Source organism: Klebsiella sp. JB_Kp042, from assembly GCF_040065275.1.
Classification (GTDB): Bacteria; Pseudomonadota; Gammaproteobacteria; order Enterobacterales; family Enterobacteriaceae; genus Klebsiella; species Klebsiella quasipneumoniae.
Map to the genome: position 1 here is coordinate 53,879 of NZ_JBEAJL010000099.1, position 14,919 is coordinate 68,797.

The 14,919-nt window shown below is 59.1% G+C and carries 12 protein-coding genes, 1 other RNA gene and 1 pseudogene; 7 read left to right on the forward strand and 7 right to left on the reverse strand.

Annotation, left to right across the window (positions count from 1 at the left end; translation table 11 throughout):
- Positions 1-164 precede the first annotated feature (164 nt).
- Both menI and ABLV54_RS20625 read right to left on the reverse strand, forming a co-directional pair.
- Positions 165-575: a 1,4-dihydroxy-2-naphthoyl-CoA hydrolase gene (menI, locus tag ABLV54_RS20620; protein ID WP_023290099.1), complete on the reverse strand. Its 411-nt coding sequence runs from the start codon at positions 573-575 to the stop codon at positions 165-167.
- Positions 572-3,628: an FAD-binding and (Fe-S)-binding domain-containing protein gene (locus tag ABLV54_RS20625; protein ID WP_060592533.1), complete on the reverse strand. Its 3,057-nt coding sequence runs from the start codon at positions 3,626-3,628 to the stop codon at positions 572-574. Before ABLV54_RS20625 ends, menI begins: the two co-directional genes overlap by 4 nt.
- 218 nt (positions 3,629-3,846) lie before the next feature.
- Here ABLV54_RS20625 and ydiK point away from each other — a divergent pair, with 218 nt between their 5' ends.
- Complete coding sequence (gene ydiK, locus ABLV54_RS20630; protein ID WP_023290101.1) at positions 3,847-4,959, forward strand: AI-2E family transporter YdiK; 1,113 nt, start codon at positions 3,847-3,849, stop codon at positions 4,957-4,959.
- Between the two features lie 189 nt (positions 4,960-5,148).
- An RNA gene (rprA, locus tag ABLV54_RS20635) (antisense sRNA RprA) lies at positions 5,149-5,256 on the forward strand.
- 86 nt (positions 5,257-5,342) lie between these two features.
- On the opposite strand, the gene ppsA is transcribed toward rprA, so the two are convergent.
- Positions 5,343-7,721: a phosphoenolpyruvate synthase gene (ppsA, locus tag ABLV54_RS20640; protein WP_348814218.1), complete on the reverse strand. Its 2,379-nt coding sequence runs from the start codon at positions 7,719-7,721 to the stop codon at positions 5,343-5,345.
- A 74-nt stretch (positions 7,722-7,795) separates the two neighbouring features.
- Between ppsA and ABLV54_RS20645 the strand changes: the two are divergent.
- The 4 genes and pseudogenes from ABLV54_RS20645 to hemP all read left to right on the forward strand — a co-directional run.
- A pseudogene (locus tag ABLV54_RS20645) lies at positions 7,796-7,912 on the forward strand (hypothetical protein); the annotation flags it as partial.
- 147 nt (positions 7,913-8,059) lie between these two features.
- Complete coding sequence (locus ABLV54_RS20650) at positions 8,060-8,893, forward strand: pyruvate, water dikinase regulatory protein (protein WP_002909061.1); 834 nt, start codon at positions 8,060-8,062, stop codon at positions 8,891-8,893.
- A 154-nt stretch (positions 8,894-9,047) separates the two neighbouring features.
- Complete coding sequence (gene aroH / locus ABLV54_RS20655; RefSeq protein ID WP_032453261.1) at positions 9,048-10,094, forward strand: 3-deoxy-7-phosphoheptulonate synthase AroH; 1,047 nt, start codon at positions 9,048-9,050, stop codon at positions 10,092-10,094.
- Positions 10,095-10,249: 155 nt separating this feature from the next.
- Entirely contained in the window at positions 10,250-10,429 is a 180-nt protein-coding gene (gene hemP / locus ABLV54_RS20660) for a hemin uptake protein HemP (protein ID WP_023290103.1), read from the forward strand.
- A gap of 29 nt (positions 10,430-10,458) precedes the next feature.
- On the opposite strand, the gene selO is transcribed toward hemP, so the two are convergent.
- From selO to ABLV54_RS20680, 4 genes are all read right to left on the reverse strand, one after another.
- On the reverse strand, positions 10,459-11,901 hold the full coding sequence (selO, locus tag ABLV54_RS20665) for a protein adenylyltransferase SelO (protein WP_050533304.1): 1,443 nt from the start codon (positions 11,899-11,901) through the stop codon (positions 10,459-10,461).
- 113 nt (positions 11,902-12,014) lie between these two features.
- Complete coding sequence (locus ABLV54_RS20670; RefSeq protein WP_002909082.1) at positions 12,015-12,479, reverse strand: NlpC/P60 family protein; 465 nt, start codon at positions 12,477-12,479, stop codon at positions 12,015-12,017.
- A gap of 81 nt (positions 12,480-12,560) precedes the next feature.
- Complete coding sequence (gene btuD, locus ABLV54_RS20675; protein WP_023290105.1) at positions 12,561-13,310, reverse strand: vitamin B12 ABC transporter ATP-binding protein BtuD; 750 nt, start codon at positions 13,308-13,310, stop codon at positions 12,561-12,563.
- Positions 13,310-13,861, reverse strand: coding sequence for a glutathione peroxidase (locus tag ABLV54_RS20680; protein WP_004203124.1), 552 nt, complete (start codon positions 13,859-13,861; stop codon positions 13,310-13,312). The genes btuD and ABLV54_RS20680 overlap by 1 nt, the downstream gene beginning before the upstream one ends.
- Positions 13,862-14,097: 236 nt before the next feature.
- Between ABLV54_RS20680 and ABLV54_RS20685 the strand changes: the two genes are divergently transcribed.
- Positions 14,098-14,898 carry a MetQ/NlpA family lipoprotein gene (locus tag ABLV54_RS20685; RefSeq protein ID WP_065812933.1) on the forward strand — a complete coding sequence of 267 codons (801 nt, stop codon included), beginning with the start codon at positions 14,098-14,100 and terminating at the stop codon, positions 14,896-14,898.
- The last annotated feature ends 21 nt before the right edge of the window (positions 14,899-14,919 follow it).

Consider the following 14,919-nt stretch of genomic DNA (forward strand, 5'->3'; position numbering starts at 1 on the left):
GAAAAGAGTAGCATATATAACGAGATTGGATCGGTAATAATCTATTTATTAGATAATTTCTTGCCGCCGCGCGGTAGCGCTGCTGGCCTGATGTTTCGCGCTGGCGGCCCCGCCCCCGCTTATTCCCCTGAAAAAAGGGAGGCTATTCGCCTCCCGGTCATGACTTATATTACCGCGGTGGTTAGCCGCGATGAACAGCATAATCGCGACTGTTCGTCGAAGATTTCAATTTGCCAGACCTGGTGGCGAGTCCCGACGTGCAGCGCTTTGCACACGCCCCGCACCCGGCCCCCGCGCGCCGAACGAATGTGGTTGGCGTTAACCTCCAGCCCCACCACCTTCTGTTCGCCTTCGCTGCACAGATAACCCGCCACCGACCCCAGCGTCTCCGCCAGCACCACCGACGCCCCGCCGTGCAGCAGGCCAAACGGCTGCTGTGTGCGCCCATCCACCGGCATGGTGGCCTCCAGCGTATCGTCGGTAAAGGTCTCAAAGCGAATATCCAACAGCCCTACCATGTTTCCCTCACCGAGCCGGTTGAGCTGCTCCAGCGTGGCCTGACGTTTCCAAATCATCCGATTATCTCCAGTAACGCCTGCAGCGGGTGGCGAACGCCGCTGCCTTCAATGCGCTTCACCTGGCTGCGGCAGGAGTAGCCCGTCACCAGACAGCGGTTACGCGGCAGCCGCTGCATCGCCTGCTGCCAGGAGAGCGCGTAAATGGCCAGCGAGTTGGCATGGTTTTTCACTTCATGACCATAGGTGCCTGCCATCCCGCAGCACCCGACGCTGACATTTTCCAGCTTCGCGCCGAAGTGGGCAAAAATCTCTGCCCACTGCTTCGTCGCCGCCGGCAGCGCGGTCACTTCCGTACAGTGACCGAACAGGTACCAGGGCTCGCCGCCCGGATCGGGACGGGCGTCGGCGGTCAGGACCTTCGGCAACCACTCATGGACTAACAGCACCTGAAAATCGCCGCGCTTGTCGCCAAGCGTTTGCTTGTATTCATCGCGGTAGCAAAGCACCAGCGCCGGATCGACGCCGACCAGCGGCATACCCAGCTGCGCCACGCGGTTAAGGAAGTCTGCCGTTTTCTGCGCGGTGCGCGCGAAGCGGGTCAGGAATCCTTTAATATGCTGCGCCTTGCCGTTCGGCGAGAACGGCAGCAGCACCGGCTGATAGCCTAAGGCCTCAACCAGACGGATAAAGTCAGCCACCACCTGGGCGTCGTAATAGCTGGTAAAGGGATCCTGTACCACCAGCACCATCTTCGCTTTCTGCTCGGCGCTCAGCGCTTCGAGCTGCTCAAGGGTCATGTTGGCGGAGCGGTGGCCGGCCATCTGCTGCTTCAGCGACGGCGCCGAGAGCAGCGGCAGATCGACCATCCCGATATGCTTCTCCGACAGCTTTTTCAGCCACGGCTGGTTCATGAAGAAGTTAAAAGTCTTCGGCGCCTGGGCCATCAGCGGCGCATAGGATTCCACCGACGCCACCAGATGATCGCGCACCGGCCGCAGATAGCGGCTGTGGTACAGCTGCAGGAAGCGTGAGCGGAACTCCGGGACATCGATTTTGATCGGGCACTGGGTCGAACAGGCTTTGCAGGCCAGACAGCCGGACATCGCCTCTTTGACCTCGTGAGAGAAATCATATTCCCCTTTGCGCGCATGCCAGCTGTTGCGCGTGCGCGCCACCAGCGAGCGCAGGCTAACGCCCTGCTCCGGCAGCGCCTTCTCCAGCTGATTGGGATCGACGCCGCGATCTGCCAGCAGACGCAGCCATTCGCGGACCAGCGTCGCCCGCCCTTTCGGCGAGTGGATGCGCTGGTTGCTCACCTTCATCGACGGACACATCGGGCTTTTTACGTCAAAGTTGAAGCACAGCCCGTTGCCATTACACTCCATCGCCCCGCGCCAGGCGCTGCGCACCGCGATAGGGATCTGCCGATCCCAGGTGCCGCGCTTCACCGCGTCGACTTTCATCATCGGCGCGTCGATCCCTTCCGGCGGACAAATTTTCCCCGGGTTCAGTCGGTTATCCGGATCGAAGACCGCTTTGATCTTCCGCAGCTCGCCGTACAGCGCCTCGCCAAAGAATGCCGGGCTGTACTCGGCGCGGAAGCCTTTGCCATGTTCCCCCCACAGCAGACCGCCATACTTCGCCGTCAGCGCTACCACATCGTCGGAGATCTGCTTCATCAGCACCTCCTGCTGCGGATCGCACATGTCCAGCGCCGGGCGCACGTGCAGCACCCCGGCGTCGACGTGGCCAAACATGCCGTAGCTCAGGCCGTGGCTGTCGAGCAGCGCGCGAAACTCCACGATATAATCCGCCAGGTGTTCGGGCGGGACGCAGGTATCCTCGGCAAAGGGGATCGGCTTGGCGGCGCCTTTGGCATTGCCCAACAGGCCTACCGCCTTCTTGCGCATGGCGTAGATGCGCTCCACGCCATCAAGATCGTGACAGACCTGCCAGCCGATGACCCCCGCCTCGCTGCGGGCCATCAGCTCGTCCAGACGCCGGCACAGCGTGGTGACCTGCTGGTCAATCAGCGCCGCGTCATCCCCGGCGAATTCGACGATATTGAGCCCGAGCATCTCTTTATCCGGTACGTCGGTGATCAGTTCGTTCACCGAGTGCCAGACGATATCCTCGCGCGCCAGATTGAGGACTTTAGAGTCGACGGTCTCCACCGACAGGGCCTTGGCCTCCACCATAAAGGGCGCATTTCGCAGCGCAGAGTCAAAGGAGTCATATTTGACGTTGACCAGCCGGCGTACCTTCGGCAGGCGGGTAATATCCAGCCGCGCTTCGGTGATAAACGCCAACGTCCCTTCCGAACCGGTTAAAATACGCGTCAGGTCGAACTCGCTCATCTCATCGTTAAAGACGTGGCGCAGATCGTATCCGGTGAGGAAGCGGTTGAGTTTGGGAAACTTATCAATGATTAGCTCGCGCTGCGCCTTGCAGCGCTGGTAGACCGTGTTGTAAATCCGCCCTATCGTCGAGGGCGTATTGCCAAGCGTCTCCGCCAGCGCCACCGGCACCGCCTGGGTATCGAGGATATCCCCGCCCATCAGCACCGCCCGCAGGCCAAGCACGTGATCCGACGTTTTACCATACACCAGCGATCCCTGACCGGAGGCGTCGGTGTTTATCATCCCGCCCAGGGTGGCGCGGTTGCTGGTGGAGAGCTCAGGCGCAAAGAAGTAACCATAGGGTTTAAGAAACTGGTTTAGCTGATCTTTGATGACGCCGGCTTCGACGCGCACCCAACCCTCTTCGGGGTTGATTTCGATAATGCGGTTCATATAGCGGGACATATCGACGATAATTCCGCCGTTCAGCGCCTGGCCGTTGGTGCCGGTGCCGCCGCCGCGCGGGGTGAAGATCAGCGATTTAAAGCGTGGTTCGGCGGCGACCCGCGCCAGTAACGCTACGTCTGCCGTGGAACGTGGAAACAGGACCGCATCCGGCAACAGCTGATAGACGCTGTTGTCGGTGGCCATCGTCAGCCTGTCGGCATAGCTGGTGGCGGTATCGCCGGTAAAACCCTGTTGCTCCAGTACCTGCAAAAAATTCAGCACCAGTTGAACTACCCCTGGCGCCTGAGAAATTTGTGGGATCATCACACTTGACCCTGCCTGACTATGTTGTGTTTGAAAATATTGTGTTGGTGCTAACTAAACGTTTGCGTAGCGCATTCAACTTTTTATCACATTTTTTTCATATGCGCCCACGTGTTTTATGTGCAAAATCAGCCCGGCAAAATTATTGATATTATTATCAGTACATGGATTTACGCGGCGCCAGCTTTTTGGCGCGACTGGAAAGGTAAAAATTCTCTATGATTAACCCCCATCAGCCTCGGGACATACCGCAAATACTGCTGTCGGTGCTGTTCCTGGCCCTGATTATCATATCCTGCCTGTGGGTTGTGCAGCCGTTTATTCTGTCCTTCGCCTGGGCCGGCACCGTGGTGATCGCCACCTGGCCGGTGCTGCTGCGTCTGCAGCGCGTGCTGTTCGGCAAACGGATGCTGGCGGTGCTGGCGATGACCCTGCTGCTGTTTTTGCTATTCGTGATTCCTATCGCTCTGCTGGTCAACAGCCTGGTGGATAACAGCGTTCCGCTGATCAAACTCATCAGCAGCGGAAATGTGACGCTGCCGGATTTCGCCTGGCTCAACAGCGTGCCGCTGGTCGGCGATAAACTCTACGCCGCCTGGCATGGCCTGCTGGATATGGGCGGCTCGGCGATTATGGCCAAGGTTCGCCCCTACATTGGCACCACCACCAGCTGGTTTGTCGGTCAGGCGGCGCACATCGGCAAGCTGCTGGTCTACTGCGGCCTGATGCTGTTGTTCAGCGCGCTGCTTTACTGGCGCGGCGAGCAGGTGGCCTACGGTTTTCGCTATTTCGCCACGCGCCTGGCGGCTAAACGCGGTGACGCCGCCGTGCTGCTGGCCGGCCAGGCCGTGCGCGCCGTGGCGCTGGGCGTGGTGGTGACGGCCCTCACTCAGGCGGTGCTAGGCGGGATCGGCCTTGCCATCTCCGGCGTGCCCTACGCCGCCCTGCTGACCGTGGTGATGATCTTTACCTGTCTGGTCCAGCTCGGGCCTTTACTGGTTCTGGTGCCGTCGATTATCTGGCTTTACTGGAGCGGGGACACCACCTGGGGCACCGTGCTGCTGGTGTGGAGCTGCGTGGTCGGCACCATGGACAACGTTATCCGTCCGGTGCTTATCCGTATGGGCGCCGACCTGCCGATGATCCTCATTCTTACCGGCGTCATTGGCGGCCTGATCGCCTTCGGCATGATCGGCCTGTTTATCGGTCCGGTGCTGCTGGCCGTCTCCTGGCGCCTGTATGACGCCTGGGTGCACGAAGTGCCGCCGCCGCCGAAAGACCCCGATGTCGTGCTCGAAGAGCTCAGCGAGCTGGAGGCCGGGCGCAAGTAATGCCCTGTCAGGCGGGGGGCCCCGCCTGTCTCCCCCCAGGACAATTGTTAAGCAAAATTTATTGATCGGCGGCAAAACGCCAGCCTTGTACGCCCCGCACCCGCTTTTACCCTCCCGGTCCTTCACAACAATTTAACTATTGAGAGGAATCTGATCGACGGCAAAGGCCCCGCTGCCTACTATTAGCTCACGGTTATAAATCAACACCTTGATTTATAAGCATGGAAATCCCCTGAGTGAAACAACGAATTGCTGTGTGTAGTCTTTGCCCATCTCCCACGATGGGCTTTTTTTTGTCCTGCGCATCGCGACGCCGGGCGGCCTGACACCGGCAAAAAAAATCCCCGGCATCGCTGCCGGGGATCTGTACTGTCAGGGCGAACTTATTTATTCAGTTCCGCCAGACCTAACCAGGTTTGCACCACGGTATCCGGGTTGAGGGACAGGCTATCAATCCCCTCCTCCATCAGCCAGGCGGCGAAATCTTCATGGTCAGACGGCCCCTGGCCGCAGATGCCGACGTATTTACCCTGCTGCTTCGCCGCGCGGATCGCCATCGACAGCAGCGCTTTCACCGCGTCGTTGCGTTCATCAAACAGCTCAGAGACCACGCCGGAGTCGCGGTCCAGACCGAGCGCCAGCTGGGTCATGTCGTTCGAGCCGATGGAGAAGCCGTCGAAGTACTCGAGGAACTGCTCGGCCAACAATGCGTTCGACGGGATCTCGCACATCATGATGATCTTCAGCCCGTTCTCGCCGCGCTTCAGCCCCTGACGCTCCAGCTCTTCGACCACCGCTTTCGCCTGGGCGACGGTACGGACGAACGGCACCATCACTTCGACGTTGGTCAGCCCCATGTCGTTACGCACGCGCTTCATCGCTTCACATTCCAGCGCGAAGCAGTCGCGGAAGCTTTCGGAAACGTAGCGTCCGGCGCCGCGGAAGCCGAGCATTGGGTTCTCTTCTTCCGGCTCATAGCGCTCGCCGCCCACCAGGTTGGCGTATTCGTTCGACTTGAAGTCAGAGAGGCGCACAATCACCCGTTTCGGATAGAACGCGGCGCCAAGGGTGGCGATCCCTTCGGTCAGGCGGCCAACGTAGAACTCTCTCGGCGAATCGTAGCCTTTCATCAGCTCGCGGATTTCGTTCTGCAGGTCCGGCTCCTGGTCGTCAAACTCCAGCAGCGCGCGCGGGTGAACGCCAATCATGCGGTTGATGATAAATTCCAGCCGCGCCAGACCCACGCCTTCGTTCGGCAGGCAGGCGAAGTCGAAGGCGCGATCCGGGTTGCCGACGTTCATCATCACCTTCAGCGGCAGATCCGGCATGTCGCCGACGCTGGAGCTCTTGACGCTGAAATCCAGCAGCTCGGCGTAGACATAGCCGGTGTCGCCTTCGGCGCAGGAGACGGTCACGTTCTGGTTTTCCTGAATGCGATCGGTGGCATCGCCGCAGCCGACCACCGCCGGAATACCCAGCTCACGAGCGATGATCGCCGCGTGGCAGGTACGTCCGCCGCGGTTGGTGACGATCGCCGAGGCTTTCTTCATGATCGGTTCCCAGTCCGGGTCGGTCATATCGGTAACCAGCACATCGCCTGGCTCAATGCGGTTCATCTCGCTGATATCGTGGATCACCTTCACCGGACCGGCGCCAATGCGGTGGCCGATGGCGCGCCCTTCGGCGATGATCTGCCCCTGAGCGTGGAGGGTATAACGCTCCATCACCTGGCCGCGGGAACGCACAGTTTCCGGACGCGCCTGGACGATAAACAGCTTACCGGTGTGGCCATCTTTCGCCCACTCGATATCCATCGGACGGCCGTAGTGCTTCTCGATCTGCACCGCCTGCTTCGCCAGCTCCTGCACCTCCTCGTTGGTTAACGAGAAAATATCGCGCTGCGCCTGCGGCACATCTTCGATACGCACCTGCTTGCCGTGCTCCTGAGTCGGCGCGTAAACCATGCGGATCTTTTTCGACCCCATGGTGCGGCGCACGATCGCCGGGCGGCCAGCGGCCAGCGTCGGTTTGTGGACGTAGAATTCGTCCGGGTTCACCGCGCCCTGCACCACCATCTCGCCCAAACCCCACGCCGAGGTGATAAACACCACCTGGTCAAAGCCGGATTCGGTATCGATGGAGAACATGACGCCGGAGGAGGCCAGATCGGAGCGGACCATCCTCTGCACCCCGGCGGAGAGCGCCACGCCGCGGTGATCGTAACCCTGATGCACTCGATAGGAGATCGCGCGATCGTTAAACAGTGAAGCAAACACGTGCTTCACGGCAACGAGCACGGCGTCAAAGCCCTGCACGTTGAGGAATGTCTCTTGCTGCCCGGCGAAGGAGGCGTCCGGCATATCTTCCGCGGTGGCGGAAGAGCGCACGGCGAATGAGGCCTCGGCGTCATCGGCGGACAGCAGGTCATAAGCATCGCGAATCGCGTTTTCCAGTTCGCTCTGGAAGGGGGTATCGATGATCCACTGTCGGATCTGCGCGCCCGCTTTCGCTAATGCGGAAACGTCGTCAATGTCGGTTTCATCCAGCAGCGCATAAATGCGCTGGTTAACACCGCTTTGGTCCAGGAACTGATTGAAAGCATCAGCGGTGGTGGCAAACCCGTTAGGTACGGACACACCCATACCGGACAGATTCGTAATCATTTCACCAAGGGAGGCATTTTTGCCCCCAACTCTGTCTACATCATTCATGCCGAGTTGGTTATACCAAAGCACCAGCGGTGACGAGCCATTGTTGGACATCGAGACAATCCTTTTGTGATTTAATACCAGTGAAAAAATTTCACGATCGACTGCAAGATTATCCTGACATATTTATGGTGCTGAAAAAAACGGTGAATCGTTCAAGCAAATTATTTTTTCTTTTTTCGGACTGTTCCCGCGATATAGATAACTCAATGATTTTTAGGAATTATGACGAAAAACGCTGGAAATTACGGCAAAAAAAAGAAAATGAACCACCCTTTTCATAAAAAACAAAAATAGCGTTTCAATTTTAAGAAGAGACAAATCAAACAGGGATATGCTTAAATTTAATATCCGCTTTCAGGCAATTAAACTCATTATACCGGATGGTCAAAATGGAAAGTGCTGTAGATCGCCACGTATTTTATATTTCTGACGGTACCGCCATTACGGCGGAGGTGCTGGGGCATGCCGTCATGTCGCAATTCCCGGTCGCCATCAGCAGCGTGACCCTGCCGTTTGTGGAAAATATCAGCCGCGCGCGGGCGGTGAAAGAGCAGATCGACGCCATTTATCAGCAAACGGGCATCCGCCCGCTGGTGTTCTATTCCATCGTTATTCCGGAGATCCGCGATATCATTCTGCAAAGCGAGGGCTTTTGTCAGGATATCGTTCAGGCGCTGGTGGCCCCGCTGCAGCAGGAGCTCAACCTCGACCCGACGCCAGTGGCCCACCGCACCCACGGCCTGAACCCCGGGAACCTGATCAAATACGATGCGCGCATCGCCGCCATCGATTACACCCTCGCCCATGACGATGGCATCTCGCTGCGCAACCTTGACCAGGCGCAGGTGATCCTCCTCGGCGTGTCGCGCTGCGGCAAGACGCCCACCAGTCTGTACCTCGCTATGCAGTACGGCATTCGCGCCGCCAACTATCCGTTTATCGCCGACGATATGGACAATCTGGTTCTGCCGGCGTCGCTGAAACCCCTGCAGCATAAGATGTTCGGCCTGACCATCAATCCGGAGCGTCTGGCGGCGATCCGCGAGGAGCGCCGGGAGAACAGCCGCTACGCTTCGCTGCGCCAGTGTCGGATGGAAGTGACCGAAGTGGAGGCGCTGTATCGCAAGAATAAAATCCCCTGCCTGAACAGCACCAACTATTCCGTTGAGGAAATAGCGACAAAAATCATGGACATCATGGGGCTGAATCGCAGGATGTACTAATACACTAGTACATTATTAAAAATTTGTTTATGCTATCACCCGTGGCCTATACAGGATCATGCCCTGCTCTTGCAATAAGCAGGGATTGGTTTATCGTGATGCGCATCACTTCCCGGCATTTTCGCTGGCGAAGAAACAGATTTTTGAGACCCCAATGAATAAAACAGACGAATTGCGTACCGCGCGCATTGAAAGCCTGGTAACGCCCGCGGAGCTGGCCCAGCGCCATCCCGTCACCGCCGACGTGGCCGCCCACGTCTCGGCCTCCCGTCGCCGCATTGAAAAAATCCTCAACGGCGAAGACCGCCGCCTGCTGGTGATTATCGGCCCCTGCTCCATTCACGACACCGACGCGGCGATGGAGTATGCCCGCCGCCTGCAGACCATGCGCGAGCGCTACCAGCCGCAGCTGGAGATCGTGATGCGCACCTACTTTGAAAAACCCCGTACTGTGGTGGGCTGGAAAGGCTTAATCTCCGACCCGGACCTCAACGGCAGCTATCGGGTCAACCACGGTATTGAACTGGCACGGCGCCTGCTGCTGCAGGTTAATGAGCTGGGGGTGCCGACGGCCACCGAGTTTCTCGATATGGTGACCGGTCAGTTTATCGCCGATCTCATCAGCTGGGGAGCCATCGGGGCGCGCACCACGGAAAGCCAGATCCACCGTGAAATGGCCTCGGCGCTCTCCTGCCCGGTCGGGTTTAAAAACGGTACCGACGGCAATACGCGCATCGCCGTAGACGCCATCCGCGCCTCCCGCGCCAGCCATATGTTCCTCTCTCCGGACAAGCAGGGGCAGATGACGATTTACCAGACCAGCGGCAACCCGTACGGGCATATCATTATGCGCGGCGGCAAACGGCCGAACTATCACGCCGAGGATATCGCCGCCGCCGGCGAGGCGCTGCGTGAATTCAATCTGCCGGAGCAGCTGGTGGTCGACTTCAGCCATGGCAACTGCCAGAAGCAGCATCGCCGTCAGCTGGAGGTGTGCGCCGATATCTGTCAGCAAATTCGCGCGGGCTCTACCGCCATCGCCGGCATTATGGCGGAGAGCTTCCTGCAGGAAGGGACCCAGAAAGTGGTTCCCGGCCAGCCGCTGGCCTGGGGCCAGTCGATCACCGATCCCTGCCTGAGCTGGGAAGACAGCGAACGTTTATTGAGCGAACTGGCGGCCGCCACGGCCACCCGTCTGTGACCGCTCCGCCCGCCGCGCCTGCGGTGGGCGATCCCCTTCTGCCATTCCCCTACCAAATTCGGTAACGCGATAAATAACGCTTGCCGTCAAAAACAACATTATTGATAATGATTATCATTGTTGCTTTGATTTTTATTTTGAGAGCTATGACGCGTATGGATAACACTGCCACAGCTGAAAAACCAAAAGACAATGCCCCCTATCCCGTGGCGACGGACAGACAGATCAGCAGTCGGGTTCTGTTAGGCAGCGAAGGACGGGTAGTCATTGAGCATGGCGGCCAGCGCTATCTGTTGCGCCAGACCCACGCCGGGAAGTTGATCCTGACCAAATAATCGCCCCGCAGCGCGCGGGGCGAGGCGAGTTAGCTCGAGCAGCTGACTTCCAGACGTTTCCCCCAGTCCGGCGGCCGGCGGACGTAGTCGTCCTCGCGATCGGTGAAGGGATCGGCCAGCGCGGCATGCAGACGCTCCAGCTCCCCCATATCGCCAGCCTCAGCCTGCTCGATCGCCCGCTGCGCCAGCCAGTTACGTAACACCAGCGCCGGGTTGACGCCCTGCATCCGCTGCTGGCGCTGGGCATCCTCCACCTGTTCACCACGAAGCCGCGCGCGATAGCCGGCGAACCAGCTGTCGAATGCCGCACGGTCGATAAACTCGTCGCGCAGCGGCGTGGCCGCGCTGAGCTGTTCGCTGTGGCTCAGCAGGCGGAACGTTCGGGTATAGTCGCTTCTCTCGCGGATCATCAGGGCAAACAGACCGTCGAGCAGATCGTTATCCCCTTTCTGCTGAGTGAACAGGCCAAGTTTGTCGCGCATCCGCTGGCCATAGGCGGTCAGCAAGGCGTGCTGATACTCATCCAGCGCCGCGTTCAGCGCTTCGGCGCTGATGAACGGCGACAGCGACTGGGCCAGACGCTGCAGATTCCACAGCCCCACCGCCGGCTGGTTTTCAAAACTGTAGCGCCCCTGGTAATCGGAGTGGTTGCAGATAAAGTCCGGCTGAAAATCGTCAAGGAAGCCATACGGCCCGTAGTCGATGGTCAAACCGAGAATTGACATGTTGTCGGTATTCATCACCCCATGGGCAAAGCCCACGGTTTGCCAGCTGGCGATGGTCTGCGCGGTACGCGTGACAACGTCACGGAACCATAACAGGTACTTGTCCGCCTCATCCTGCAGCTGCGGCCAGTGGTGACGAATGACATAATCGGCCAGCTGCTGAACCTTCTGCGGCTCGCGACGATAGTAAAAATGTTCGAAATGACCAAAGCGGACATGGCTCTCGGCCACCCGCATCAGCATCGCGCCAGGCTCCACGCGCTCGCGGTAGACCGGGGTATCACTGGTGACCATCGCCAGAGCGCGCGTCGTTGGGATCCCCAGGGCGTGCATCGCCTCCGACGCCAGGCTTTCCCGGATCGTCGAGCGCAGCACGGCGCGGCCGTCCCCCATCCGTGAATAGGGGGTCAGGCCGGCGCCTTTCAGATGCCAGTCGTAACGGCGGCCATCCGCCAGCTGCTGCTCACCGAGCAGGATCCCGCGTCCGTCGCCCAGCTGGCCGGCCCAGGCGCCAAACTGATGGCCACTGTAAACCTGCGCCAGTGGCGACATGCCCGGGAGCAGCGCTTCGCCGCCCCAGACGCCAGCCCCGCTTTCCGGCGCAAACAGCGCGTCAGGGACGCCCAGCTGCTGCGCCAGCGGAGCGTTGCGCCAGATGAGTCGGGCGTTATCGAGCGGCGTCGGTGACAGGGAAGTGTAAAAGTCCGGCAGTTCATCCCGCCAGTGGGTGGTAAAAGAAAGGGTCATGGTTCCTCCTCTCTCCAGTGTAGTGCCTGGAACAGCGGATTAACACGGGCGGAGTGCAGGGTTATCGGCATAAAAAAGGGAAGCGCTCGCTTCCCTCCGGCCGCTGAATGACGTCAGATACGCCGCGCCTGCCAGAATTTTTTGTTCCAGTAGACGTTATCCAGCGAGGAACGGGTGACGCCCTGACTGGTGGAGGCATGAATAAACTGGTTATCGGTATCGTAGATGCCGACGTGCAGGCCGCTTTCGCCTGAGCCGGTTTTGAAGAACACCAGATCGCCGGGCAGCAGATCGCGCTTATCAATACGGGTGCCGATTTCCGCCTGCTCGCGGGTTTCGCGCGGCAGCTGGAGGGCAAATTTATCGCGAAACGTGCGCACCACAAAGCCGGAGCAGTCGACGCCGCGCGGCGTCATGCCGCCGTAGCGATACGGTGCGCCGCGCCAGCTGCGCAGCTGCTCGTTCAGATTCGCCACCACCGTAATGGAGTCAGCCAGCCGAGGATTCGGCGGCGGTGCCCGATGGCTGCTGCAGCCGGCTAAAATTAACGCCGCCGCCAACATGAACCAGAAGCGCATTTCAGATGATCCCTCTGTCCCTAGTCTCTTTATCGCAATAATTTAGCTTGTTTATCAATATAGTGACAAGATAACTGCGTGCTACTGTGACGCGATGAGCATAATATGACCGGCCACCTCCACGCGCTGGAACGGGATCGCATAGGCAGCGGTTAAATTTTCCTCGTTCAGCACCTCGGCGGTCTCCCCGCAGGCGATGGCTTCCCCCTGGCAGAGCAGCCAGCTCTGTCCGGCATGGCGCAAAGTGTGGTTGAGATCGTGACTGCTCATCACCACCGCAATTCCCGCCGCGCTCAGCTCGCGTAACAGCCGATCCAGCGCCGCCTGTTGGGCCACATCCAGACTGTTCATCGGCTCATCCAGCAGCAGCAGCTGACCCGCGGGATTGCTTAAGGGATCGATCTGCAGGATCACTGCCGCCAGCCGCACGCGCTGCCACTCGCCGCCCGACAGCTGATTGACCTGACGGCCCAGCTTATTGTCAAGGCCAAGCCTGGCCGCGATATCGTTCACCCGGGCGCTGTCGCCCTGCTGCTGCCTGTGCAGCGCCAGATAGTGCCACACCGGCATGGCGAACGGCGGGGTCTGCTGCTGGCACAGATATCCGCGGCGGCGCGCCAGCTCCGTCGCCGGCCACTCGTCAAGCAACCGTCCGTTAAAATGAATCGCGCCGGGGCCGTCGGACAACCCCGCCATGCGGGCCAGCAGCGTGCTCTTCCCTGCGCCGTTCGGCCCCACCAGGTGAACGATCTCCCCGGCGCGAAAGGCCGCAGAAAACGGGGCCAGACGCCCCGCCGCTTCTACATCCTGTAGCTGCATCAGAAACGACATTATTTCGCCAGCGCTCCTTTAATCGCCGCCACCAGCTGCGGATCGTCCGGCGTCATATCCGGAGAGAAGCGCTGAATGACGTTGCCCTGGCGATCGACGAGGAATTTTTCGAAATTCCACAGAATGTCGTCCACATACAGCGGCGCGCGGCCCTTGCTGGCCATCCGCTCATAAAAACCGCTGCCTTCCGGGGCCACCGCCTTCGGCGCGGCGGCAACCAGCTTTTGATAGAGCGGTGCGCGATGCTCGCCGTTGACGTCAATCTTGCTGAACAGCGGGAAGGTGACGCCGTAGGTGGTGCTGCAGAAGGTCTTAATCTCTTCTTCACTCCCCGGCTCCTGGCCGAGGAACTGGTTGCAGGGGAAGCCCAGCACGCTGAAGCCCTCGCCGGCAAACTGCTTTTGCAGGTCCTCCAGTTGCTCATACTGCGGCGTCAGGCCGCATTTGGAGGCCACATTGACGATCAGCAGTACCTTGCCGGCAAAGGATGCCAGGGTGGTCTTCTCGCCATCAATGGTCGTCACTTCGGTATTCAGAATGTCATGTTGCATAGCCTGTCCTCGATGGATAAACCGGTTTCCGGTGAAGGTGATCCCTATCTACTGTAGCGGATTCAGCGCCCGCCATTCTACTGCCAATCCCCGCGAGTTGTCGCATGATGTAACAGCGCTTCGCTGCCCGTCGGCAACATGAAATCCTCTCAATTGGGCAGGCACCTATTTACGTGTACAGTGTTCCATGAATGTAATATGGTTTCGTTACTTGTTAATTTAAGAGAGTTTTGTTGATGAAGAAGTTGTTTAGCCTGGCGTTAATCGCCGCCTCTGTCGCCCTGCTGAGCGCCTGCTCTCCGGATGAAGATAATAAAGTGAAAGTCGCTATCAATACCGGGCCGGACGAAGCCATCTGGAAAGTGGTGGAGCAAGTGGCGAAGGATAAATATCACCTCGACGTCGAAGTGGTCTCCTTCAATGATTATGTGCTGCCTAACGAAGCGCTGAACAACAAAGATGTGGATGCCAACGCCTTCCAGACCCTGCCGTACCTTGAGGCGCAGTCGAAAGAGCGCGGCTATAAATTCGCGGTGGTCGGTAAAACCTTTGTCTTCCCTATCGCCGCCTATTCACATCGCATCAAAAATATCAGCGAGCTCCCCGAGGGAGCGACGGTGACCATCTCTAATGAAACCACTACCCTGGGCCGCAGCCTGCTGCTGCTTCAGGCGCAGGGGCTGCTCAAGCTGAAACCGGGCGTCGGCTATTTACCCACCACGCTGGATATCATCGACAACCCGAAACAGCTGAAAATTTTGGAGGTGGATACCCCGCAGCTGACCCGCACCCTGGATGACCCGAACGTCAGCCTGTCAATCATTAACACCAACTTCTCCGCCCAGGCGGGCCTGTCGGCCGCCCGCGACGGCCTGTTCATGGAGGGACCAGATTCCCCTTACGTGAATGCGATTGTCGCCCGCGAGGATAACAAGGACAGCAAGAAAATTCAGGAACTGAAAGCCGCCTTCCAGACCAGTGAAGTCGCGGAAAAAGCGAAGGAAGTCTACAAAGGCGACGCGATCAAAGGCTGGTAAGCCTGAGCCGGCGCCGTCCCT

Bases quoted from the DNA above. Each gene is read 5' to 3' on its own strand.
- menI (WP_023290099.1), bottom strand. From the start codon at position 575: ATGATTTGGAAACGTCAGGCCACGCTGGAGCAGCTCAACCGGCTCGGT.
- ABLV54_RS20625 (WP_060592533.1), bottom strand. From the start codon at position 3,628: ATGATCCCACAAATTTCTCAGGCGCCAGGGGTAGTTCAACTGGTGCTG.
- ydiK (WP_023290101.1), top strand. From the start codon at position 3,847: ATGATTAACCCCCATCAGCCTCGGGACATACCGCAAATACTGCTGTCG.
- ppsA (WP_348814218.1), bottom strand. From the start codon at position 7,721: ATGTCCAACAATGGCTCGTCACCGCTGGTGCTTTGGTATAACCAACTC.
- ABLV54_RS20650 (WP_002909061.1), top strand. From the start codon at position 8,060: ATGGAAAGTGCTGTAGATCGCCACGTATTTTATATTTCTGACGGTACC.
- aroH (WP_032453261.1), top strand. From the start codon at position 9,048: ATGAATAAAACAGACGAATTGCGTACCGCGCGCATTGAAAGCCTGGTA.
- hemP (WP_023290103.1), top strand. From the start codon at position 10,250: ATGGATAACACTGCCACAGCTGAAAAACCAAAAGACAATGCCCCCTAT.
- selO (WP_050533304.1), bottom strand. From the start codon at position 11,901: ATGACCCTTTCTTTTACCACCCACTGGCGGGATGAACTGCCGGACTTT.
- ABLV54_RS20670 (WP_002909082.1), bottom strand. From the start codon at position 12,479: ATGCGCTTCTGGTTCATGTTGGCGGCGGCGTTAATTTTAGCCGGCTGC.
- btuD (WP_023290105.1), bottom strand. From the start codon at position 13,310: ATGTCGTTTCTGATGCAGCTACAGGATGTAGAAGCGGCGGGGCGTCTG.
- ABLV54_RS20680 (WP_004203124.1), bottom strand. From the start codon at position 13,861: ATGCAACATGACATTCTGAATACCGAAGTGACGACCATTGATGGCGAG.
- ABLV54_RS20685 (WP_065812933.1), top strand. From the start codon at position 14,098: ATGAAGAAGTTGTTTAGCCTGGCGTTAATCGCCGCCTCTGTCGCCCTG.